Annotated in this window: 32 protein-coding genes; 12 read left to right on the top strand and 20 right to left on the bottom strand. The window is 43.4% G+C overall.

What is annotated here, in order from left to right; genetic code table 11:
• Positions 1-13: 13 nt before the first annotated feature.
• Together COT72_01495 and COT72_01490 are read left to right on the top strand one after the other, a co-directional pair.
• Complete coding sequence (locus COT72_01495) at positions 14-211, top strand: hypothetical protein (protein ID PIO00362.1); 198 nt, start codon at positions 14-16, stop codon at positions 209-211.
• Positions 212-250: 39 nt separating this feature from the next.
• Positions 251-568 (top strand): hypothetical protein, encoded by a 318-nt coding sequence (locus COT72_01490; GenBank protein PIO00361.1) that lies wholly within the window; start codon positions 251-253, stop codon positions 566-568.
• 5 nt (positions 569-573) lie between these two features.
• Here the strand turns inward: COT72_01490 and COT72_01485 are convergent, their stop codons facing one another.
• Positions 574-1,053 carry a hypothetical protein gene (locus COT72_01485; protein PIO00360.1) on the bottom strand — a complete coding sequence of 160 codons (480 nt, stop codon included), beginning with the start codon at positions 1,051-1,053 and terminating at the stop codon, positions 574-576.
• Between the two features lie 42 nt (positions 1,054-1,095).
• The gene (locus COT72_01480; protein PIO00359.1) at positions 1,096-1,974 is read right to left on the bottom strand and encodes an endonuclease III; all 879 of its coding nucleotides are present in this window, start codon (positions 1,972-1,974) and stop codon (positions 1,096-1,098) included.
• 137 nt (positions 1,975-2,111) lie between these two features.
• Here COT72_01480 and COT72_01475 point away from each other — a divergent pair, with 137 nt between their 5' ends.
• Positions 2,112-2,462, top strand: coding sequence for a hypothetical protein (locus tag COT72_01475; protein PIO00358.1), 351 nt, complete (start codon positions 2,112-2,114; stop codon positions 2,460-2,462).
• Here the strand turns inward: COT72_01475 and COT72_01470 are convergent.
• Entirely contained in the window at positions 2,438-3,514 is a 1,077-nt protein-coding gene (locus COT72_01470) for a hypothetical protein (GenBank protein ID PIO00357.1), read from the bottom strand. The two genes, COT72_01475 and COT72_01470, sit on opposite strands and share 25 nt — an antisense overlap.
• Before the next feature lie 100 nt (positions 3,515-3,614).
• On the opposite strand from COT72_01470, the gene COT72_01465 reads away from it, so the two are divergent.
• Entirely contained in the window at positions 3,615-4,376 is a 762-nt protein-coding gene (locus COT72_01465; GenBank protein ID PIO00356.1) for a hypothetical protein, read from the top strand.
• Positions 4,377-4,430: 54 nt separating this feature from the next.
• Complete coding sequence (locus COT72_01460) at positions 4,431-5,012, top strand: hypothetical protein (protein PIO00355.1); 582 nt, start codon at positions 4,431-4,433, stop codon at positions 5,010-5,012.
• Here COT72_01460 and COT72_01455 read toward each other — a convergent pair.
• Together COT72_01455 and COT72_01450 are read right to left on the bottom strand one after the other, a co-directional pair.
• Positions 5,005-6,282 carry a hypothetical protein gene (locus COT72_01455; protein PIO00354.1) on the bottom strand — a complete coding sequence of 426 codons (1,278 nt, stop codon included), beginning with the start codon at positions 6,280-6,282 and terminating at the stop codon, positions 5,005-5,007. The genes COT72_01460 and COT72_01455 overlap by 8 nt on opposite strands.
• A gap of 41 nt (positions 6,283-6,323) precedes the next feature.
• Complete coding sequence (locus COT72_01450) at positions 6,324-7,658, bottom strand: nucleotidyltransferase (GenBank protein PIO00353.1); 1,335 nt, start codon at positions 7,656-7,658, stop codon at positions 6,324-6,326.
• A gap of 57 nt (positions 7,659-7,715) precedes the next feature.
• Between COT72_01450 and COT72_01445 the strand changes: the two genes are divergently transcribed.
• Both COT72_01445 and COT72_01440 read left to right on the top strand, forming a co-directional pair.
• Entirely contained in the window at positions 7,716-8,315 is a 600-nt protein-coding gene (locus COT72_01445) for a hypothetical protein (protein ID PIO00352.1), read from the top strand.
• A gap of 46 nt (positions 8,316-8,361) precedes the next feature.
• On the top strand, positions 8,362-8,841 hold the full coding sequence (locus COT72_01440; protein PIO00351.1) for a hypothetical protein: 480 nt from the start codon (positions 8,362-8,364) through the stop codon (positions 8,839-8,841).
• A 3-nt stretch (positions 8,842-8,844) separates the two neighbouring features.
• Here COT72_01440 and COT72_01435 read toward each other — a convergent pair whose 3' ends face one another.
• Entirely contained in the window at positions 8,845-9,690 is an 846-nt protein-coding gene (locus tag COT72_01435; GenBank protein ID PIO00350.1) for a hypothetical protein, read from the bottom strand.
• 53 nt (positions 9,691-9,743) lie between these two features.
• On the opposite strand from COT72_01435, the gene COT72_01430 reads away from it, so the two are divergent.
• On the top strand, positions 9,744-10,526 hold the full coding sequence (locus COT72_01430; protein PIO00349.1) for a hypothetical protein: 783 nt from the start codon (positions 9,744-9,746) through the stop codon (positions 10,524-10,526).
• On the opposite strand, the gene ftsY is transcribed toward COT72_01430, so the two are convergent.
• From ftsY to COT72_01415, 3 genes are all read right to left on the bottom strand, one after another.
• Positions 10,523-11,419, bottom strand: a complete 897-nt coding sequence (gene ftsY / locus COT72_01425; protein ID PIO00348.1) for a signal recognition particle-docking protein FtsY — start codon at positions 11,417-11,419, stop codon at positions 10,523-10,525. The two genes, COT72_01430 and ftsY, sit on opposite strands and share 4 nt — an antisense overlap.
• Positions 11,420-11,422: 3 nt before the next feature.
• Entirely contained in the window at positions 11,423-11,836 is a 414-nt protein-coding gene (gene pfdA / locus COT72_01420) for a prefoldin subunit alpha (GenBank protein ID PIO00347.1), read from the bottom strand.
• A 65-nt stretch (positions 11,837-11,901) separates the two neighbouring features.
• The gene (locus COT72_01415) at positions 11,902-12,534 is read right to left on the bottom strand and encodes a translation initiation factor IF-6 (GenBank protein PIO00346.1); all 633 of its coding nucleotides are present in this window, start codon (positions 12,532-12,534) and stop codon (positions 11,902-11,904) included.
• Positions 12,535-12,608: 74 nt separating this feature from the next.
• Here COT72_01415 and COT72_01410 point away from each other — a divergent pair, with 74 nt between their 5' ends.
• Positions 12,609-12,890 carry a hypothetical protein gene (locus COT72_01410; protein PIO00345.1) on the top strand — a complete coding sequence of 94 codons (282 nt, stop codon included), beginning with the start codon at positions 12,609-12,611 and terminating at the stop codon, positions 12,888-12,890.
• A 34-nt stretch (positions 12,891-12,924) separates the two neighbouring features.
• On the opposite strand, the gene COT72_01405 is transcribed toward COT72_01410, so the two are convergent.
• The 5 genes from COT72_01405 to COT72_01385 all read right to left on the bottom strand — a co-directional run bounded on the left by COT72_01405 (position 12,925) and on the right by COT72_01385 (position 14,618).
• Entirely contained in the window at positions 12,925-13,326 is a 402-nt protein-coding gene (locus tag COT72_01405; protein PIO00344.1) for a hypothetical protein, read from the bottom strand.
• A 6-nt stretch (positions 13,327-13,332) separates the two neighbouring features.
• A complete protein-coding gene (gene rpl39e / locus COT72_01400; protein PIO00343.1) occupies positions 13,333-13,506 on the bottom strand; it encodes a 50S ribosomal protein L39e in 174 nt (57 codons plus the stop codon).
• 8 nt (positions 13,507-13,514) lie between these two features.
• Positions 13,515-13,802 (bottom strand): hypothetical protein, encoded by a 288-nt coding sequence (locus COT72_01395; GenBank protein ID PIO00342.1) that lies wholly within the window; start codon positions 13,800-13,802, stop codon positions 13,515-13,517.
• An 8-nt stretch (positions 13,803-13,810) separates the two neighbouring features.
• Positions 13,811-14,242 carry a 30S ribosomal protein S19e gene (locus COT72_01390; protein ID PIO00341.1) on the bottom strand — a complete coding sequence of 144 codons (432 nt, stop codon included), beginning with the start codon at positions 14,240-14,242 and terminating at the stop codon, positions 13,811-13,813.
• An 88-nt stretch (positions 14,243-14,330) separates the two neighbouring features.
• Positions 14,331-14,618, bottom strand: a complete 288-nt coding sequence (locus tag COT72_01385; protein ID PIO00340.1) for a ribonuclease P — start codon at positions 14,616-14,618, stop codon at positions 14,331-14,333.
• Positions 14,619-14,693: 75 nt separating this feature from the next.
• Between COT72_01385 and COT72_01380 the strand changes: the two genes are divergently transcribed.
• On the top strand, positions 14,694-15,782 hold the full coding sequence (locus COT72_01380) for a tRNA (guanine(10)-N(2))-dimethyltransferase (protein PIO00339.1): 1,089 nt from the start codon (positions 14,694-14,696) through the stop codon (positions 15,780-15,782).
• A gap of 19 nt (positions 15,783-15,801) precedes the next feature.
• Here COT72_01380 and COT72_01375 read toward each other — a convergent pair whose 3' ends face one another.
• Positions 15,802-16,731 (bottom strand): hypothetical protein, encoded by a 930-nt coding sequence (locus COT72_01375; protein PIO00338.1) that lies wholly within the window; start codon positions 16,729-16,731, stop codon positions 15,802-15,804.
• A 104-nt stretch (positions 16,732-16,835) separates the two neighbouring features.
• Positions 16,836-17,252 carry a 30S ribosomal protein S8e gene (locus tag COT72_01370; GenBank protein PIO00337.1) on the bottom strand — a complete coding sequence of 139 codons (417 nt, stop codon included), beginning with the start codon at positions 17,250-17,252 and terminating at the stop codon, positions 16,836-16,838.
• Positions 17,253-17,422: 170 nt separating this feature from the next.
• Here COT72_01370 and COT72_01365 point away from each other — a divergent pair, with 170 nt between their 5' ends.
• Both COT72_01365 and COT72_01360 read left to right on the top strand, forming a co-directional pair.
• Entirely contained in the window at positions 17,423-18,070 is a 648-nt protein-coding gene (locus COT72_01365) for a hypothetical protein (GenBank protein PIO00336.1), read from the top strand.
• A gap of 91 nt (positions 18,071-18,161) precedes the next feature.
• The gene (locus tag COT72_01360) at positions 18,162-18,389 is read left to right on the top strand and encodes a small nuclear ribonucleoprotein (protein PIO00335.1); all 228 of its coding nucleotides are present in this window, start codon (positions 18,162-18,164) and stop codon (positions 18,387-18,389) included.
• A 72-nt stretch (positions 18,390-18,461) separates the two neighbouring features.
• Here the strand turns inward: COT72_01360 and COT72_01355 are convergent, their stop codons facing one another.
• The 4 genes from COT72_01355 to COT72_01340 form a co-directional block, all read right to left on the bottom strand.
• The gene (locus COT72_01355) at positions 18,462-19,001 is read right to left on the bottom strand and encodes a DUF655 domain-containing protein (protein PIO00334.1); all 540 of its coding nucleotides are present in this window, start codon (positions 18,999-19,001) and stop codon (positions 18,462-18,464) included.
• A 14-nt stretch (positions 19,002-19,015) separates the two neighbouring features.
• Complete coding sequence (locus tag COT72_01350; GenBank protein ID PIO00333.1) at positions 19,016-19,354, bottom strand: hypothetical protein; 339 nt, start codon at positions 19,352-19,354, stop codon at positions 19,016-19,018.
• A gap of 4 nt (positions 19,355-19,358) precedes the next feature.
• Positions 19,359-19,646, bottom strand: a complete 288-nt coding sequence (locus COT72_01345) for a 50S ribosomal protein L21e (GenBank protein PIO00332.1) — start codon at positions 19,644-19,646, stop codon at positions 19,359-19,361.
• 207 nt (positions 19,647-19,853) lie between these two features.
• Positions 19,854-21,179, bottom strand: coding sequence for a signal recognition particle protein (locus tag COT72_01340; protein ID PIO00331.1), 1,326 nt, complete (start codon positions 21,177-21,179; stop codon positions 19,854-19,856).
• Between the last annotated feature and the right edge of the window lie 86 nt (positions 21,180-21,265).

Here is a 21,265-nt window from a genome sequence, read left to right as displayed (position 1 = left end):
AACAAAAACGGTCATGAACAGACTATACCAGAACAAAAAGGACTACTACACAGAGCTTGCACTACACTGCAGCAATGCTCCCCGTGCTTATGTCAATAAACCACAAGAACCCGCAGACAACACGATACGCGCATACCTTGCACACTACAAGATGATACAAGACCCGCTTACGCCTGAAAACGAAAGCAACATGACACAAGCAGATATTTAAAACAAACAGATATAAACCCAAACACGAGGATACTACCCTATGAACCGCATTAGCATAAGCAAAGAAATCAACGGAAAACGTCTTGAAAAAATCATAGACCTTGAACCCGTAGAAACCCTGCTTAGCGTGATAGACCACACTATGGGAAGCGAAAAAGCGCGCAGGAGTCGAAACATCAACTCACTAGGCATCTATGTGCTTGAAACGCTTGAAACAATGACAAAAGACCAGCTCACCTACTTTGCACACGCCATGATAAGCCGAGCACAACAATGGGCAGAACTCTATCAAGCCTTTGCAGACAATCCCGAAACGTACACTAAAATACACGAAGAGTACAAAAAAATCGTCGGCTAACGCACTTACTCGAGCACGACTTCAAGCGTATTGTTTCTAAACGTGTGAGTCACTGCCTTTTTTGGCGTATAAAAAGGCGCGTACACGTCCAAAACATCATCCAAATCATTAGTCAAGCGAAGATACTTACCGCACACGCTCACCTGTTTTGGGATAAAACCATACACATCCATAGTAAGAACATGCCTATCCTGCTCTTCGCGCACCTCAATATTTGCGTACGCTGCCTCACCAGCAAGACCTTCTTGAACGTCCTCAACCAAGTTTTCAACCACGTTTTCATCACTCTCTGACTCATCTAAATCCCAGTTAAGCATGAGAACAGAATTGCCAAGACCAAAACCCTTTTCGCTCGCTCGCTCAATAAAATCAGAGTAACTCACGTACTCGCCATTTATCACATACGCTGGCTGAATAGGCGTGCGTTTCCACACGTCTGCAAGCGCGTGCTTGATGAGTTCACGAAATTCTGCGGATGAGGTCATAATTAAAAACAAGACCTTATGACTTCCTTTTAAGTGTTTAGGTTACGCAATCCTAAAAACACCGTTTTCTTGCACAATCAGTGACTCAAATGCGAGTTGTGAGAGGATTTTTTTCATGCGCTCCTGAGGTTCATCAACACGTGTTACAAGCGCATCAAAAGATAATTCGTGTTGTGTGAGCTCGCGCAGTATTTTTCCGCGCACTTGACGGTCTGAACCCTCAAAACGTGATTGCGTGGCGTGATGCTTGCTTCTGCGCGACGGGTTTGGCATGCTTTGCTTGAGCATGACACCATAATCCATAAGCGCATTATACCACTCGCGCGAATTATTACGGTCCGCGGTTTTTTCAATTAACAAAAGCAGTTCTGCATCACGTACTCCTCTGCTGTTGCGAAAAAAGAAGTGCAAAAACACGGTGCGAACATTTGTCTCAATCAAAGTAACCGGCATATTATACGCAAACGCACAAATTGCACCAGCCGTGTACTCGCCAATACCGGGCAGCGTTATGAGCGCTTCTTTTGTTTTTGGAAGTATGCCCTTGTAGTCATGCACAACTTTTTTTGCAAGATGGTGAAGCATGAGCGCGCGCCGATTGTAGCCAAGACCCTGCCACGCGCTAAGCACCTCTTTGAATGATGCTGATGCAAGGTCATTAAAGTGCGGGAAGCGCGTGATAAACTCAGAAAACTTTTGTTCCACCCTGCTCGTTTGCGTTTGTTGTAGCATGAATTCTGAAACAAGCACGTGATACGGGTCGTGTGATTTTCGCCACAAAAAATCACGTTTATTGTCCCGATAATGTGAATAAATGATATTTTGAAAAAGAGCAATAACCTCATCAGACAAACCATTTTTCGCATAACCGTGTTGCAGGCGAATAAACTCTTCAGGCATGATGCTACCTAGCAGAAGCATTAGCTATTTATTTTATACGCTCCAAAAGAATAATAACACGGCTACTACTTGCGGTGGTAATCGTTGTTAAAGCATAACTATTTATGTAATTGAATCGTGTAACTATAGTAACTGAGAGGCATGCAGAGGGAGGATAGATGGATGTTGAGATTGCAAAAAAGTTTGGACTCATCGAAGTCACCTGCTTTCATGCAAAGCAAGTAAGCATTGTAATTAAACATCCTGACGAGCACATCACCATTTTTCTGCCAGACATTGAAACAGAAACAAAAAATGCGTATTCAAATTATGAAAGCGTGTACGGTTCGGTATATGGCCCGTACTCAGCATATTCTTCATATTCCAGTTACGCCTCATTTCGCACCCAGTCGCGTGTAATCAGGCGGGGAAACGCTCATTTTATCACGTTTGAACCTGATGTTGCGGGCGTGTACGAGATTGAAGTATTTGCAGATAAACAATATCAAATATTAAGAATTGAAGCATAAACATCACACGTTTTTTTAGCAACGCGCTCCCATGAGAACGTGCCTTCTTCAAGAAGGTGGTACGCGTTATGCGCCAGTTTTGAAGCGAACTGTTCATCATCAAGACATGCAAGCGCATCTATAATTTCTTGCGGTTTGTGCGGGTCAATAATAAGAGCGTGCAACTTGTCTTGCAAAAAATCAGAAACACCCGAATATTTTGAAAGAATTGCCGGGCACTTGGCTGCAAACGCTTCAAGCGCAACAATGCCAAACGGCTCGCTCACTGAAGGCATCACAAACGCACGCGCGTTTTTGAGCGCATCAAAAATCACTTTTTTTTCCCGAACAAACCCACGAAATTCCGCGTGCGCGCCAATGAGTTTTGCAAACGAGCGTGTTGCATCAGCTAAGTGCCCATCACCAAGCACGATAAGTTTGTGCGGTGAATTGCGAAGCGCGTAGAGCACGTATTCAAGTCCTTTCTGCTCAGTAATACGCCCAAGAAAAAGCACGTCTTTTCGTTTCTTCGTTGTTTTTGAAACATCCTCAAGACGTATGGCATTAGGAATAACCGTTATTTTTTGTGCGGGAATGCTAAAATCGCGCACAAGCTGTTTTTTTGTGTATTCGCTTACGGTAATAACCGCATCAGCAGCGTCAAGCCCTTTTTTCTCCAATGTTTTGTGTTGATTTTTTTCGCGCACAAATCGGCCTGAACGGTCATGAATAGTGGAGTGAATTGAACACACAACAGGGCACAAACCCAAATTTTTAACAGAAATAGCCGCGTGATAGCTCACCCAATCCTGCGCGTGCAAAATGTCAAGGGGATGGGTTTTTACGTAATCAACAATCTTTTGGTTCACATCTGCAATAAAATCATGGTTGTGAGTATCACTTTCAAACGTAACTAACTCAACACCAGCAATGGTCTTAGGCGCGTTTCGAGCAGGCATAAACACAACCAGTTCTGCACAGTGTTTGAGTTCAGAAATAAGACCTTCAAGATGCACACCCAACCCCCCGCTGTGCTTTGGAGGGTATTCCCATGCAATAATGCCCACACGCATAATACCTATGTAGCGCGCACGTACTATAAAACCATTTTTATCTCATTGAGGTTAAGAATACTTATAAAACACAAAAGCATGATTTTTGGTTAGAGGGTTTATGAGTCGCGTTATTGGTATCATCTCAGGAAAGGGTGGGGTTGGTAAAACAACAACAAGTGTCAATTTAAGTGCAACGCTTGCACACAATTTCAAGCGTGAGACGGTTGTTGTTGACACAAATGTTTCTTCATCAAACTTAAGCCTCCACGTAGGAGCGCATTTTCACCCGTTAACCATCAACAACGCGCTTCGCGGGGAAGTTCCTATTGCTGAGACCATTGTTGTGCACCCGTCCGGAATGAAAGTAGTTCCTGCATCACTCTCAGTTGATGACATGTTTGTTGAATGCACAAACCTTCCTGCAGTAATTAATGAGCTTAAAGCAGATAATGAATTTATCATTCTTGATACCGCGCCAAGTATTGGTCATGAAACGCTTAACGCGCTTAAAGTGTGTGATGACGTTATTATCGTAACCACACCTGATTTACCGGCAGTAACTGACGCGCTTAAAACTATCAAGCTTGCAGAGAAATTGAATGTTCACATTCTTGGCGTTGTCGTAAACATGTATCAAAGAGGCGCGCCGCTTACCATAAAAGATGTGGAATACATGCTCAACTATCCAATTGTTGGTGTGGTACCCTTTGACACAAGCGTGAACGCAAGTGTTATGAAAAAAGTGCCCATCGTGCATTACAAGCCAAATTCTCGCGCTGCGCAAAACTTCAAAAAAGTTGCTTCAGGCCTTGTTGGAGTTGATTTCCTGCCAGAAAAAGGATTGTTCCAAAAGCTTTTAGGCATCTTTATTGAAGAATAATAGTGTGGCCTCACGCACGCAAAAAAAAAGGTTACCCTGCAGGGAACAACGACTATGGGTTACATTCACGAAGTTAAATCACTAGTAGAGGGTAGCGTTAAAACTGAGGGTATTCTTGAATCAGTTAGTGTGTGGAAACAGCGCGCAAACACGTTTGAACAACAATACGCGCGCGTTGCCCGCATCCTGCACGTGCTTGAAGCGCACGGCGTGGAGCACGTGTTACTTGTTGAACCTACCACCCCCCACATAACGGTGCTTGCAAACGATTTTATCCTTCTTGCTGCTCAGGGTTTTTCTCCGCAAATACAGGAGGGTACGGGTTTATTCTTACTTGAAGGTGTTAGTGTGAGCGCGCATTTGACGTTGTCGCACGTGCGTGAAGTCCAATCATTACCTGAGCCATTTTATTTCTGGCACTCAACATATCAGGCAAGAAATAAAGACGCGTTTGTGTTGGCAGTTACAAAAGTGCCCGCAGACTCGCTTGAACACCATCTTTACAGCGGAGACTTTGCAGCATGGTTTGAAGATGTGTTGCATGATAAAGAATATGCGCATAAGATGAGGCTGCTTGAAGACGGACATTTAGAAGGTGAATCTCTGCGTGCGGGCTTGCTTGCACTGTTTACCTAAACAAAAAAGAATTGCTGTCTTCAAACATGTTAAACTCGTCCTGAGTTTGGCCAAATAACAAGCGCATTGCTTCTTCAAGTCTCATGAGTTCAGCGTTTTTCTCGTCGTGCATGAGGTTTGAAAGAAAGTACGCACTGTTCTCAAAAAGAGTGTGTTCCTGTTCTGTGTGGTAATTGTTTTGCCCTAATAATGCTTCTCTGCTGAGTTCAAAAAGAGTGGAGTCAGGAATGTAGCGGGTATGGTTTTCAAAAAAGAGTGCTGATGTTTTTGCGCGCGCTTCAAACAATCGTGCATCAACAAGGTTTTGAAGCGTGTCCACAACGCGTGATTGCATGAGATTTTCGTGTGCTTGCGCGTTTTTCCACATGCTAAGAGCCGCGCTGTTTCTGCTTTGATGCACCGGGTTTTTCATGCGCTCGATGCGTTCAAACGTGGGAATAGTGTCCCATGCAATAGTGTGGGGTACGCTGATTTGTTCGCGCGCGTGAATGCGTGAGATGCGTGTTGGCGTGCTAAAAAGAAGGTTGTGATAGTTTCTGCTTGCCTCAAGCAGTTCATTAAAAAACGTGCTTGTTTGTTTGGTAAACGTTGTTGCATCAACACAGATAAGAGCAACGCGCCCTTGAATAGCACTCAGCCAGGCGGCATAGTCTTTTGCGCTAAACGCGGCATGCGCGTAGCCAAATGCGAGGTCATTGCTTAAGTCTTTTGCACGCATGAGAAGCGTGCTTTGTCCGCGCGGTGTTGAGTATACCTGGTAGGGTGACGTGTTTGGCACTTGCTCTGAGAGCAACGCAAAGTTTCCAATGCGCCGCACGCGGCTGGCTATCTCGTTTGAGTATGCTAATTGAGGGTTTTTCACAACTCTCCCAAGTGTGTTTGTCCCAAGAAGGTCATGCACAATACGTTTGTGCTCTGCAAGCTCTGCTCTAAATTCATCAGGCTTTGCATAGAGCGCGGCATATGAGTGATGGTAGGGTTCGCGCATGAGTTCTGCTTGTTTTGTGTCAATAATACGCGAGAGAAGCGGAATAATAGTTGAATCATTGCGGTATGCTTGTTCAAGCAGGCTTCCTGAAATTGAAAGACCCACTCTAAAGGGCGTTGTTTCAAGCGTGTGCGCAAGTGCAGTAAGAAAAGGCAGATAGTGGTTTTGTTCACGTTCTTTGAACGCGTGCTTTGTTTTTTCTTCATTAAGGCAGGGTGTGTGAGCATGAGATGCAATCCATGTTGGATTGTGCATGTTAAAAACAAAACTCACCCTCACCATGTGTTAGAACGTGGTCGTTTCGGTTAATAATTGTTTTGTTGTTACTTGCTTTTGAGAAACTCTTTTTTCTCCTTAAGCGCGCTTGTTTCATGACCGCCATGCCACGTAAAGCGCGGTCTTACTTGTATTGGATACATTTTTTCAAGTTTGTCATCAATCACAAGCGCAGCGCCCCGCTCAGGAGGAAGCGTTTCAAACAGTTTAGTAATTGCACCGGGAAGATAGCTTTGCATTACTGCATTAAGACCTTCAATATCAAGACGGGATGTGATACGCGTTGAAATAAGAATATCTGCCTGTGTCATGACATCAGTATGGATTTTTCCGGGTTGCTGGGTTGCAAGCACCATAGAAATGCCCGGTTGTCTTCCTTCACGAATAACTTGGATAAGCGCGTTTGTTGCAGGGGTAATACCAGTGCGAGGCAGGAATTCGTGTGCTTCATCAATAAACACCCATACAAGAGGCACGACTTTTTCAGCAGCTTGCGCGTAATCAACATCAAAAAACGCCCAGCCACGCTCAATTTCTGCAAGTTCTTCAATGCGCCGCGCTTCCATGCGCTCTTCGAGAATGCGTTTTGAAACAAGACCAACCACAAGTGCGCGAATACTATAGGTTCCTGCGGTGTGCGCGTACGGTGAGAGGTCAAGCACACTGATTTGTCCTCCTTTAACCAGTTCATTGAGTGGTGTGCCGTCTTTTTTGAAAAGACCCCATGACTCGGCTGCAGCAAACAAGCTTCGAACCGCGTTTTTCGTTGTTGAGTCTGCTTCAGCGTATGCTTTGATTGCTTTGAAAATCTCTTCAAAACCATATTTTTTCTTGCGTTCTTTAAGTTCAATAATCACGTCAGTAATAAGAACGCCAACCGGGTCTACTGCATTAAGATTAAACACATTAATCCAGTCCTGATCTGAGAGTGTTGCAACTGAAATTGCATATGCAACATCAACCGGGATGCCTTTGTCTTTGAAAGCTTTGAAGTGACCATAGGGTATATAGACTTTGACGATTTTGTCAAGGGGTTCTGGTTTCATATCCCACTTTCCAAGCAGTTCGTCCTGGCGAAAGTTAGGATATTTTGTGGTCCAGAAAATGCCCATTGGGTCAAACATGAGAACGCTGATGTTTTTGAAAATCTCTTTTTCAAGTTTTGCCATGCCCTCAGCCATGACTGCCATGGTATAGCTTTTTCCGCCGCCTCGCTTTCCAGCAATTAAAAGAACGTGTGGTTTAACAACGTCAAGGAGCACAGGATTTGAAAGACTGAGGGTTTGACCCATCTTAACGTAGTGTTTTCCAAGCAGAATAGTGCCCCGCTGCCCGAATTGTTCGCGGTCGCTAAGCGTTCTGCCAAGAACAATTTCATACATGACACTACCAAGTGAGCAAGTTTTAAAATATATACCTTCCCCTAATGCTTGAAGCGCATGGCATTTGGCAAGAAATCTGATTATTTTCAGGATTACGGCATTATGGTGCTTGTTGTGTTTTTCATACTTATTGGTTTAGTGTATGGTTTAAGCAAGTACTTGCCAAATCATCCTGAACTGCTCAACATTGGTAAAGACGCGATTAATTCGTATGGCATGATTGGAGTTGCGCTTAGCGCATTTCTTGGCGGGACCGTGCTGCCTCTTCCCTCAACGCTTGTTGTAGCGGGTTTTGCCGCGCTCTCGCTGCACAATATTATCCCGTTTCTTGGTGTTGCCGTTCTTGCAACAAGCGCTGCTGGTTATCTTAATTTTTGGCTTGCGCGCGTGTTTCGCAAACGTTTTGTGCTTAGATATCTTGATGGCAAAACGCTCAAGCGATTTGAGAATATGTGGGTGCGCTATGGGGAAATGCTGTTATGGATTAATGGTGTGCTTCCCATTTCTTTGTTTGACCCGCTCACGCTTGTTGCGGGTTTGAGCAAGATGGATACCGAACATTTTCTTACGATTCTTGTTGCAACACGGATTGTGATGTATTCATTTGTTATCATGCTTGGTCTTGTAGTAAAGCAAGTCTGGTTTCCCTTTGTATGAGTGCTTCCCAAAAATTTATTATACGCGCGCCGCACTAAGGTGAACTGTGGTCACGCGCTATTTTGATTTTGAGGTGAGAAAGCATGATTTCTTGAAATTGTTTTTAGTCCTGCTCATTCCAAACATGCTGCGCCATCTTTCCTATTTTTTTGCATACCTGCAAACCGGCATTTACCCCTCAGTATCTCCTGAGAGCGTTGCCATTTTTGGCGCAGGCCAGTTTGCGCTTTTCTTTCTTGAGGAAGTGGGATTGTCTCTTATCATGGCTGTGGTGTACTTTTTTCGCCACGAACTTCATTTTCTTACACTCGGGTATTTAGTTGACCCGGTTATTGATGCGTTTAATAGTTTAAGTGTTGAGCTTTTCAATTACGTGCCGCTCACTAATTTTTTAATGCGAGAACTCGTATTGCCCTACTTGTTTTTTGGCTTTATTCTCATGTTCTACTATGACCACTATGAGAAGGTGAAAGATTATGTGTACGCGCTTTTATTGCTTATTTTAAGCCTGCAAGTTATTTTTTGAGTGTCAGGTGAGCAGGGTTTGGTTCAAGACAAGGTCAAAGTACGCGCCATTACCAACCGCGCTCACGTTGCGAAACACAAGGGCTCCGTCTGTTTCAATACTGCCAAGTTCAGGCCATGCTTCATGCATGAAAGCCGTGTAATGTGCACCGCGCGAGTCTAGTACCACGCTTGGAATAGCAGTAATGTTGTAGCGCGCAATAATCTCTTTACCGTGCTCGCTTGTGTGAGAAAGAACAAATGCGTATTGGCTATAGATTCCATATGCGCGAAAGAGGTCTATAAAAAGGTCAATAGTAAAGCAAACAGAACACTCCTGATTGATGATAAACGTAATATTCGGTTGTCCTGCTAATACTGTGTTGCTGGTAAGATTCTTGTACGGCGGGTTAAGATAGCGCATCACCAGGTTTCCATCATCTTCAACCGTGCTGAGGCGTAACACCAATCTGTTTGTGGTGTTTTGATTGGCACGCGGTGAAAAAATAATGGTTGGTACAAGTGTGATGTTATAGCGTTCAATAAGTTGTTTGCCACGCTCGCTTGTGCGGTCATACACGTCAACACGGGTATAGTTGCTATTTGTGCTGAGTGCAAGCCCGTCTGCAAACGCGCGCACATCATAGCAATCAGTACAGCTTTGTTCAGAAATAAGTGTTATGTTAAAAAGCGTTTTGTTCAGTGTTGACCTGTTTGTTTGGTTCTGTGTGTGGAGTCCTGCAAGCGGGATTTGTAAGAGCAGGATAAGTGTGATAAATCCTGCAGTAATGCCCAGAAAAAGAAGAGGCTGGAGCAGGTCATAGTCTTCAAGTGTTTTACGAATCGTGCGTCCTTTCTTTTTTGCGCTCATGCATGTGAGTCAGACAGGGTTAGGAGATAAAAATCTTTTTCTAGTATAAGAGCATGAATTCAAAGAGAATGGTTCTTGCAGAAATTGTGTTGGGCATTGTGCAGGGCGTGTTTGAATGGCTGCCTATTTCAAGTGAGGGCATGCTGGCACTTATTAGTTCAGTTGTATTTAAAGACACGCTCTTACAAAGCGTGCAACTCGCCTTATTTCTGCATATTGGCACGCTCTTTTCTATTGGCGTTTTTTATTGGAATGATTTTATGGGTTTGCTTAAAAAACCAAATTCGCCTCTTTTTCGTTTTTTACTTGTTTCCAGCATTTTTAGCGGGGTTGCGGGACTGCTTACCTACGCTACGCTCAGTCTTATTTCAGGAGGTATTGGAGTGTATGCAATGCTTCTTATCTCAGTTGCACTGGTGTTTACCGCATACCTGCAACGCGCATGGCATCTTAAAAAGCACAGCACGGTAACGCGCGTGAGCGCGCGTCAAGCCGCAATTGTTGGCGCTGCTCAAGGTTTTGCCCTTGTTCCGGGCATTTCCCGCTCAGGCATCACACTCTCAACCTTGCTCATGTTTAATATTGAAGCTGATGAAGCATTACGTTTATCCTTTATGATGAGCGTTCCTGCCGTGCTTATGGCTAACATTTTTTTGCAGTTTCAGGGGTTTAGCATCACACCCGGCCTTGTTATTGGTGCATTTGTTGCATTCTTAGTGGGGTTATTTACTATTAAAGCCCTTACTGGTCTTGTTAAAAAAATCTCGTTTTGGAAAGTGTGCCTGGCGCTTGCCGCACTTAACGTTGTTGCAGTGCTTGTAACGGTTTTTGTTTAATCAAATAAGTCCAAGACCAGGCGGTCAACGTGCGCTGACTCAAGGTCATGATATGACTGACCGGTTCCGAGAAAAAAGATTGGTTTTGAGAGAAGGTAGCTTACTGAAAGAATGGTTCCCCCTTTTGTATCACTATCTGTTTTGCTCAAAATAAGTCCATCAACACCAACCGCTTCATCAAAGAGTTTTGCTTGATTCACACTATCACTGCCCGTAAGGCTGTCAATTACCAGAAGTGTGAGGTCAGGCTGGATGACTCGTTTGATTTTTTTAAGCTCATTCATAAGGTTCACATTTTGGTGGCTTCGCCCAGCCGTGTCAATAAGCACGCAATCAAGGCCCTTTGCCTGGGCGTGTTTGAGCGCGTCAAAGGCAACTGCTGCGCTGTCCGCGCCATAATCATGTTTGACCAGTCTCACGCCAAGGTTTTGCGCGTGAGTTTCAAGCTGTTCTATGCTTGCTGCCCGAAACGTGTCTCCTGCAGCAAGAACGCAGCTCATCTTGTGATTTTTAAGAAGGTGGGCAACTTTTGCGAGGGTAGTGGTTTTTCCTGCGCCATTAAAGCCAACAAACAGGATGGTGACGGGTTTGCTCAATGTTTTGAGGTGTTTGATAAAGTCTGCGGTCTGGATTGTTTGAGAAAGCACGTTTTTGAGGCTGGTTTTGAGCACTGATTCAAACGTTCTTTTTTTGAGTTTGACATCAACGAGTTGTGCTTCAAGTTCATTTTTGAGAAGGTCAATAACGTGAGGTGCAACGTTTGCTTGGATGAGTTCAAGTTCTAAATCCCAAAAGATTTTTTCAAACTCATCTTTGGTGAGCGTTTTTTCAGTTATGGTTTTCTTAACAGTAGTAACAGATTTTTTGAAGATGTTTTTGAGTTTTCCAAACATGGTTTAGTAACGAGGCTGGAGGTCGCCAAGACCTTTGAGAAAGTCTTGCAATTCTTTTTGGAGCATGTCTTTGATGTTTTCGATTTCATCAATTTGCTCTTTTACGCTTTTTTTTGCGTCTTCAATGTCTTTTCGAACTACAATGTTTGAGCCAACATTAACAAGCACGCCTTTTGCTTCTTTGAGCGTTCCCTCTGCAAACACGCCTGAACCAACAGGCACGAGTATGTCGCTTTTCTTTTGGTTTTTAATCTCATCAAGACTCATAAGAACAACATCAAGTTCAATGCGGCGTTTTTCAAGCTCAATGATTTGCTGCTCAATTTTTTCTGCTTCCTGCTGCATGAGCTGCATTTGGTAGAGCGCTTGTTGTTTGTCCTCTTCACTGAGGTTTTGCGCGGGTTTTTTGTCAGTCATAACGCTTGTTTCAAACAGCCTATGCCTTTTAAAAGCTTGCTCTTTTACACAGGCATGCCGGTGTTTTAGAAATCAAACACTTCTTTTAAGCGCATGAATTCCGGACCGCTGGTTGATGTGCCAACAAGCATGCCAGTATCATTAACAAGTATGCCTGCGCCAACCATTTTATTGCCAAAATTAGTGGTGCCAATGCCAACGGTAAGGCCTAATTCTTTTTCAAGAAACGCAATGTGTTGAGCAGTTGCGTCTGGGGTAACAATCATTGCCTGAGAATTGTGAGCGCTTGCCACGCCAATAACGTGTGTGTCACCAAAAAAGAAGGGTTTTGCTCCAAGTTTTGTTATAACTGGTTTTTCCATGTCCCGGTTAGCAAGAATTTTTTGAGGAGTGACAATGAGATTATTTCCAAGCGCAGTATGCCTGGTTTTGATGACTTCTACGGTAAGGTGTTGTTTGAGCGCGTCAAGCTCGTGGTCAAAGAGGATGTCAGGAACAAGTACTTTTTTTTCAGTGCCATTCAAAAAAAGACCAACCACATCAGTGCCCGCAATGCGGGTTTGCAAAATGTCAACGCCAAGCGCTTTTTTAAGGTGTTTTTCATCAACCGTGATGCCTGCACCAAGAATAAGAAACTCATTTGTAAGAAAACCAAGCAGTCCAATGTTTGGGTTCCCATTAAAGGCAATGCGTTCCATACGTCTTCACCCATGCGAAGTTGGTTTATAAAACCGTATGTTTTTTTAAAACAAAACGCAAGGTAGGTACTTGTATGGGAAAAAAAGACATTCTTGAAGACGTGTGTGTTGACCCGTTTTTTATACCAGTAGGGGCGCTTGAAAAGTACATGGATCAGATGGGGTTAGCTACCTACACTATCCGAGTTGAGCGCGACCCAGTATCAAAAGATATCAGAGGATATCGTCTTGTGCGCTATGCTCTCTATGAGGGTGCTGAGGTAATCCCCCCGCAAGCGCCGTTAGCGCATAAAAGTCTGATTGAAGAATTAGACACGCTTGACCCCGGAAGAAAACGCAGGTTTACAAAACAGTAACAAATGGGTTTAAACATATAAAAAAGAAGAGTGTTTACTTCTTAGCAAGTTTCTTTGCTGCAGGCGTCTTGGTTTCTTCTTTTTTGGCTGGTTTCTCTTCTTTAGGAGTTTCTTCTTTTTTGTCTGCTTTTTTGAGGGTGAGCTTGTCTTTGAGACTTGATACTTTTTCTGGTTGTTTTTCAACGTATTTTCCTTCAAGTTCCAAACTGAGCTTGTCTGCGTCTTTGATTGCAACAACTTTGATTTTTCCTGGAGGGTTTTTTGCACCGCGCGCCCACACGTGCTGGTTTAAGTGTTTGCCAATAATCACATGAGTAGTACGGTAGTGTTTCCAGGCGTATTCACGAATCACGTTGATTGCGCGGTTAGAGCGCTTTGGTCGTGACGTTTTCGTAACTTTTTTTCGTAAGGGAATAATATGAATTCGTTTTTCCATTGTCAATCACACTTTGAGGCTGTTTCTTCTCCAGTGTCTTCGCATGTGTTGGTTGAGTCTCCAGCGGTGCGTTCTTCGCTTGCCAAGCTTTCTGATTACTGCCCAAAACGGTGCGGCAACATTACTATTCGTTGCTTTTGCGAGTCGTTTCTTTTTTGCGGGTACTTTATTGCTTGCCATTGTTGCTCCTATTTTCTTCGTATGATGAAGTCTCGTTTTTTTGGTTTAAGCGCGGTGAGTAATTCTTTGAGTGTTTCGTCATCAACGCGTTTTGCGAATTGCCCTGATTGAAGGGCTTGGATGAGTGTGAGTTCAACTGTTTGTGCGAGTTCGGGGTGCGCTATGCGCACGGTATTAAGTCGTTCTCGGGCTTGTGGGGTGAGGGTTTGTGCGAGAACATTTTTTCGTGCTTCTTCATGTTCTGCCTGTTCTTTGAGGCTTTGAAGCTTTTTTTTGCGAATTTCTTCTAAATCCATGGTTCTTGTTATTGTGCGGGTTTTTGTGTTCGTGCAAGTTTTGCTGCACTCTTATCAAGTAATGACGCGCCAGCAGGTGTAATGACTCTGCCTTTTACTTCTTTTTTAACTAGTCCTGCTTGTTCAAGTTGCACAAGGATACGTCGGATAATTGCGCCTCCGCCTTTCTTGAACTTTTCTGGGCGAACACCCATATTTTTTCGCCCGCCATATTTGGTTCGCAGTTTTGATACGCCAACGGGTCCATCCTTGTAGATGGTTCTAAGCACTGATGCTGCGCGAATAAACCAGAAGTCAGGATGTGCTGGTGGTCTTTGTGCGTGTGCACCGCTTTTAACAAAGCGCACGGTTTCTGGTGCTTTGACTGCATCAACGTTTTTTAGTGCAGCTGACACTTCTACAATGAGCCTTGTGGGGTGTACGTCAAACGTGCTTACCATGCGAACATTACAAACTACAAGGGTTTTATAAAGGTTTTCATGATAAGAATCTAACTGCAAAATTTCAGCAAAGAGGGCTGGTGTGGTATCACTCTTTTTTTGGTGTGAGCGGGATGCGTTTTGTGGTGTCGCAAAGCAAGCAGTGGTAGGTGAGTTTTTTGTTATTGATTCTGATGCGAACCGTTTTTGAGGAGTACGGCGTTTTGCAGGTCTTGCAATAGGTGAGCTTAAGTTCTTTTGGCATGCTCTCTCGTGCTTTCATGCCAATTTTTTCTGCAAGTTCAATATAGCGCTTTGCATGTTTTTCATCTTCGCGCGCGAGTTCAAGCAGGGTGTGCATGCGTTTTTTTGCTATTTTTTTGACTGAATTATTCATGGTTTCTACTGCATTCTTGGAGCTGTTGTAATTAATAAGCTTTTTATTGCTATGCGTTGCGCTCTTGAGTAACCTATGAGTACAAAAACAACATTCAAAGAAGGCAAAGCAGAATTTCATGCATTTAGCGGCACGATTTCAAAAAAGCTTGATGTATTTTATAATCCCGATAAAGCAATTGACCGCGACCTTAATGTCATGCTCATGCGCTACTTCACTGACGCATTTGAGGTTAAGACCGGTCTTGAACTGCTTGCTGCAAGCGGAGTTCGCGGGATTCGCCTTGCAAAAGAAAGGGGCATGGTAATGACGCTCAATGACATCAATCCTGATGCGTGCGCGCTTATAAAAGAAAACGCGAAGAAAAATAAGGTCTCAGTTGAGGTGCACAATGATGATGCAAATCGATTTTTAAAAAACTATCGCGGCTCATTTGATTATATTGATATTGACCCGTTTGGAACGCCCATGCCCTTTCTTGAATCAGCTCTTTTAAAGCTTCGCAAAAAAAATGGTGTGCTTGCCATAACAGCAACTGATTCCTCTGCCTTATGCGGCTCGTATCCAAAAGCGTGTATGAGAAAGTACGCGTCTATTCCACTAAAGACTGCGTATTGTCATGAGCTTGGCGTGCGCATACTTATCAAGAGCGTGATTCTTGCTGCTGCAAAGTATGATATTGCACTTACCCCTCTCTTCTCGTATGCACGTAGGGATTATATGCGCGTGTATTTTGGAGCGCGCCAAGGCGCCACGCGCTCTAACGAGCTTCTTTCCCAGATTGGATACTTCCAGCACAATTTCAAAACTCTTGAGCGCGGGGTATATATTCCTGGAAAAAAAGCATATGGCACGGTTATGGGTCCACTCTGGCTTGGACCGCTCTGGGATGACACGCTCATGGCATATTTTAAGAACGCGCCGTTTGAGAGCCCGAACAAGACTGCATTGTGGAACGCTATTGAACGTGACGCTCAAATCAAAACAGCAGGGTTTTATCATTTGCCAAATCTGTTTTCAAAAACAGGAAAGAACAAAAAACGGGATGTGTTAATTGCACAGCTTGAAAAAAAAGGTTTTCGCGCGTCAAAAACACATTTTTCTCCCCAAGGTATCCGAACAAACGCATGCGTTGCTGATATTAAAAAAGCATTGAGAACATAAAAAAAGGGAAAAAAGAAACTTATACTGCTTCCTCTTTAAGTTCAAGAGCGTGGAGCTTATCGACCTTCTCTTCAAGGTTCAATTTCTTGATAAGCTCTTTGTAGCGATTTCGAATCGTAACCTCAGTCACGCCAGCAATATCTGCAACTTCGCGCTGGGTTCTTTTCTCATCAACAATAAGTGACGCAATGTAGAGTGCTGCTGCTGCAATGCCTGTTGGACCTTTTCCGCTGGTGATTTCTTTGTGCTGCGCGTCCATGATTATTTCAATTGCTTTGGTCTGCACTTCTGCGGGAAGTTCCAAGTCGTTTGCAAATCGGTGCACGTAGTCAAGCGGGTTTGGTGGCAGGATTTTGATGCCAAGTTGCCGGCAAATGAACCGGTATGTTTTTCCAACATCTTTAATATCAAGAGGAAATACATCTGCAATTTCTTTAAGAGTTCGAGGAACATTATATTTCTTGCACGCAATGTAGGTTGCTCCAGCAACAACGCTTTCCATTGAACGGCCTCTTACAAGACCGTTTTCTGCAGCAATGCGGTAGAGTCGTGCTGATTCTTCAGTAATAATGTTTGGCAGATTGAGTTGCGCTGAAACGCGACGCAGTTCAGTGAGTGCAAATTTGATGTTACGCTCAATAGGTGTTGAAATGCGTCGTTGCCATTTTCGCATGATAAAGAATTGTTTTCGTTTATCACTTGAAAGAGAATAAATATCTGAGGTTTTACCAATTTCAGTGGTCATACCCTTATCTGATTTAGTAAAGCTTGAGGGTGTTCCGCTTCGTCTGCGGTTTTGCGATTGGTCCCAGTTGAATTCACGCCACTCCTGACCATAGTCAAGAATATTCTTGTCAACGACCATACCGCACTTTGCACAGGTTACTTCACCCCGGACATCGTCTGAGATGAGCTTTCCACCACAATCAGGACATTCATCGCTTTGCATTATACTTTGCACCACGCATAAACTTAATTTATAAATGTTTCCCGCTTATCATTTTTAAACATTTCGGTTCGGGAATTTCTCTTAAAAATGCTTAAAATACGCGTTTACCCCTTTTTTGAGCGCGTTTTTTGAGCAACTTCAAACTCGATTTTAACGCCTTGGGCAATGCCTTCTTGTCCCGGTCTGTTTGTGATTTTGATAATGCCTTTATCAGTGTTGACAATCGCACCTTTGGTGATAATGTTTGCTCGTTTGTAGTGGCGGTTTGCAAGATTCTGCTCCACGTTAATCATTTTTGCTTTTTGCATTTTTTTAGTCTTAGCATCATAGAACATGACTTCGGGCAGGCTTAAAGCCCTGCGTTTGTTGTTGCCGCCGCGCACGCGAATAAGCTTTTGTTTTATCTCGCCGATTTTGGTGAGCGCTGCGTCACGTCCCATTTCGAACTTGCGTTTCTTGCGCCAGGTGCGAAGCTTTCCGCCGCTTGGTTTTCGTTTTGACTTACCTTGCCAGGTTACCATTACTCTCGAAACTAATTGCTGTGTTCTTTAAAAACGTTTTGGGTGAGAATTATTGGTTGTGCCAATTCTTCTGCTAGTAAGTTTTACGCGGCTGTATTCTGCCTTGTCAGCATGAACAAAACAATTGAGCGGATGCTCATTTTCGAGTCTTTCAAGCAACGTTATAAAGTATGCCCGTTCATGTGTTATTTGTGGGAGAACATATTTTTGTAACGCGAGTGTACGCCCGCATTTCAACGCCCCGTGCACGCGTGCTTTCATTATTGTTATCAGCAGTAATAATAATTACCGTGTGGTTCTTGCACGCGTATCTCATGTTTAATCCAACACGCAGTAGCGCACTTGTGTATTATAGCACATTATATGGTGCAACCTTTCTTGCACCGTTTATCACATTCATACTATTAGCACCGCCTCGTGTGTTAATACGCCACGTGTGGAAAGTGGGTGTGTTAACGTTTATTGTCTCATTTATTGTTGAGAATGGGGGCGTGCTTCCTGGTTTTTGGCGCTTTAGCGTGCCTTCTTTATTTCCTGCGCCGCTTATTGTTACCGCTTCATTTGGGTGGGGTGGTATGACTCTTTTGTGGATTGCAAGTTGGGCGCAAAAAGCCACGCGTGTGCGAACCGTGCTGGTTGGTGTTGGCTTGGTTGTGCTTGCCATTATTGGAACGGTTACTGATTGGACTAACCCGCACTGGATTGCAAGCAGTATGTTTCATCCATCATACACGTTTATCATCTGGTTAGTTGTTGTGGGCATTCCTCTGTGGTATGCATACTATATCTGCTCAAAAACCGCAAAAAAACGCAGGTAACCGCGTTTTTCTTCATTCCGATAAGCTTATATTGGTTTGGTGTTTTTTGCGTGGTTAGTACAAAACCACTTTGTTTTATGGTGAAAAAATAATGACAACTGATAGACCTTTAGACGCACTCAACGCGGCACGCGATAAGCGTGTCATGATTGAACTTAAAAATAAACAAAAATTCTCCGGCTTGCTCAAGTCATTTGATATTCATATCAATACGGTTCTTGAAGAAGCGCAAGAATTAAGCGATGACAATAAGCCTATTCGCAATATGGGTAAATTGTTCTTGCGCGGAGACACAATCGTTTTAATCTCTCCTGAATAAACGTGCGCAAGCAGTTGTTTATTCAGTTTCTTTTATTTTTTTTGCTTTTCCTGCTTGACTCAAGCGTGAGGTTTATGCGGTGAAAAGTTTGTATTTGTCAAGGTCATCAAGCTCTTCGAGAATACGTTTGACAATGGCTTGTTTTGGGTCAGGTAAGAGATCTACCCGTTCTTGCAAGTCTTTGAAGCTTTCAAACGGTTCATAGCGTCGCTCTTCAATGATTTTCCACATGTGTTTTTTGCCAATGCCTGGCAAGAGTTCTACTTGGTGGAGTCTGGTGCTAATTGGTCCTGATTTGTTGAAAAAATCAACGTATTTTTTCTCGTCGCGCGTGACTACCTCTTCTATCACGCTTTTGAGTTCTGCTTGAGCAGTTCTCGTGAGGTCTTTGATTTTTACGCGCCCTTTTACGTGGTGAATTTTTTCGCGCTTATCTTCCCCAATGTAGACATCATCACCGGGTTTGAGAAACACGTCTTTTTTAGGAATAACTTCAAGAATGGTAAAATGCTGTAAGCCGACAACTTGCGCTATTGGTATTCTTCGTTCCTCGAAGGGATGTCCATGAGGAAGAAAATCCAATACTATTGCTTGCGTTTCGGTTTGTTTCATGTTGTTTCACGTCTTCACACATAATTCTTCACAACGTCTATGATTTGTTTGTACTCATCTTCGTGCAGGTTGAATTTCGCGGTTGCGAATATGCTTTTGAGTTCTTTGAGGTTTTTTGGCAGCACGTCAACGATTTGAATGATATGTTCGTCTTTGAGGCGTCGCAGTTCGAGTTTTTGGAGTTCTTCAACGAGTTTTCGCGCTTCTCTGACTCCTAATTTCTTAAACTTGCTTACGTGCTCCCATACGAGTTTCTGCTCGTAGTTGCGTTCAGCATCAGCACGTTTGCTAAGCGCGTTTTGCACTTCAGCAATAGTGAGTGGTTCTTTTTGTATGATTGTGATGCTTCCCATTGTTTTAGTTACCTCGCAAGTGAGCTGATGCAATTATAAACTTTTTTTCCTTATTTCCCTCAAAAACGCGGACAAGATAGGCTCTTCCGCGTTTTCCTGAGATAATGCCTTTTTTGCCGTGAATACGTCTGTGAGGCATTGAGCGTTGATAGCTGGGGTTTGGAACGATTAAAACCGTGTCTTGTTCTTTAAACTGTTTGAACAAATCTGAAATCTTAAGCTTACCTCTATCTCTGCGTCTAAGACGAAATGCTGAGCGCGTTCTGCGCTTAAGACCTTTTGACGGCTTCATGATTACCTCACTCTTAACAGGCATGTGCTTTTAAAGCTTTTTCCTTTTGCGCATTTGATTATATTTTGAGCTTTTTTACGAGTTGTTCGTGTCCTTGGCGTTGGCAATCATTGCAAACTGCTTTTCGCTTCTTTGCACGCCCAAGATATGTTCCGTTTAGTTTTTCAAGAACGGTTGTTTGAATGGTTTTTTTGCATAAGTCACATTTCATAGCGCACCGCCGCCAAATTGTTTCATCATGCGTTGGAGTTGTCGGGTATTGAGTTTTTTGCTAAATTTATTCATGCGCGCATGGTTTTTGATGAGTTCGCGCACATCTTTTTCATCGCGCCCGCAGCCGCGCGCTATGCGCTTGATGCGTGAGGAGTTAATTAGGCGGGGGTTTTCAAGTTCTTCGCGCGTCATGGATTGGAGGATAATGCGAAACTCTGAAAGTTTGTCTTTTGACGCGCTAAACATGGCATTGTCCATACTAAGACCGGGAAGTGAGGGCATCATGCTCATGATTTTTGAAAATCCGCCCATTTTATTAATAGACTGGATTTGTTCATAAAAGTCAAGGAAGTTTGATTTTCCGCTCAGTATTTTCTTGCTTAAGTCTTTAGCATCATCAGTGCCCAGTTCTTCTTGGACTTTTTCAAGCAGGGTTTCAATGTCGCCCATGCCAAGAAGGCGTGAGACAAACCGTTTTGGTTTGAACGCTTCAATATCAGTAACACTTTCGCCAACAGTAATGTAGACAACCGGCGTTTTGGTAAGGTACGAGGACGTGAGCGCGCCACCGCCTTTTGCGCTTGTGTCAAGCTTGGTAATAATAATTCCAGTAATGGGTATTGCGTTCATGAAGTTTTTTGTAAGCTCGCTTGCTGCTTGTCCGAGTTCTGCAGGAATAGTGAGAAAGACTTGGTCGGGTTTGATTTTTTTAGAGAGTTCCTCAAGTTCAACAAGAAAGTCTTTATGCAGCGAGTCTCGTCCTGCAGTGTCTATAATTACCACGTCATGGTTGAGAATTGCTTTTTCATTATCTTTCCAGGGCGCGAGTTGTTTTTTTGCGTTTTTTGTGCCATAACAGTCAACGTTTATCTGTTTTGAGAGTTGTGCGAGTTGTTCGTATGCTGCTGGGCGGTAGTTGTCAAGTGATACTGCAGCAACGCGGTACCCTTTTGATTTGAAGATTTTAGAGAGTTTGCCTGCTGTTGTTGTTTTTCCTGAGCCAAATAGTCCAATGAGCATTATTTTATAGGGCTTTTTTGTAACATTGACCTCCTGCTCGCCTTGTCCCATAAATGAGACAATCTCGTCGTAAATAAGCGTGATAAGGCGTTGTTTTTTAGTAAGTGATGTGGCATCTTTGCTGAGTTTTGTGCGGATGGTTTGAGACAGTTGAGTAACTACCTCAAATGAAACATCTGCGCGCAAAAGGGCGCGCTGTAGTTCGCGAATAATCTCGTTTAATTCTTTGTCAGAAAGAAAGTCAAGCGTAGCTATTTTTTTAAGTGTGTCTTTAAGGCTTGATGACAAATCTCCTAACATGTGTGGTTTCAAACTAGTAAAGTTTAAATATTAAATGTTTCCCTCAAATCAGACTAATGGCAGTTTGTGGAATTTCCGGCATTGAA

The sequence above is a fragment of the archaeon CG10_big_fil_rev_8_21_14_0_10_43_11 genome, assembly GCA_002763265.1.
Taxonomy (GTDB): domain Archaea; phylum Nanobdellota; class Nanobdellia; order PEZQ01; family PEZQ01; genus PEZQ01.
Note: the sequence above shows the minus strand (reverse complement) of the source record. Positions and strands in the feature narration are given on the sequence as shown.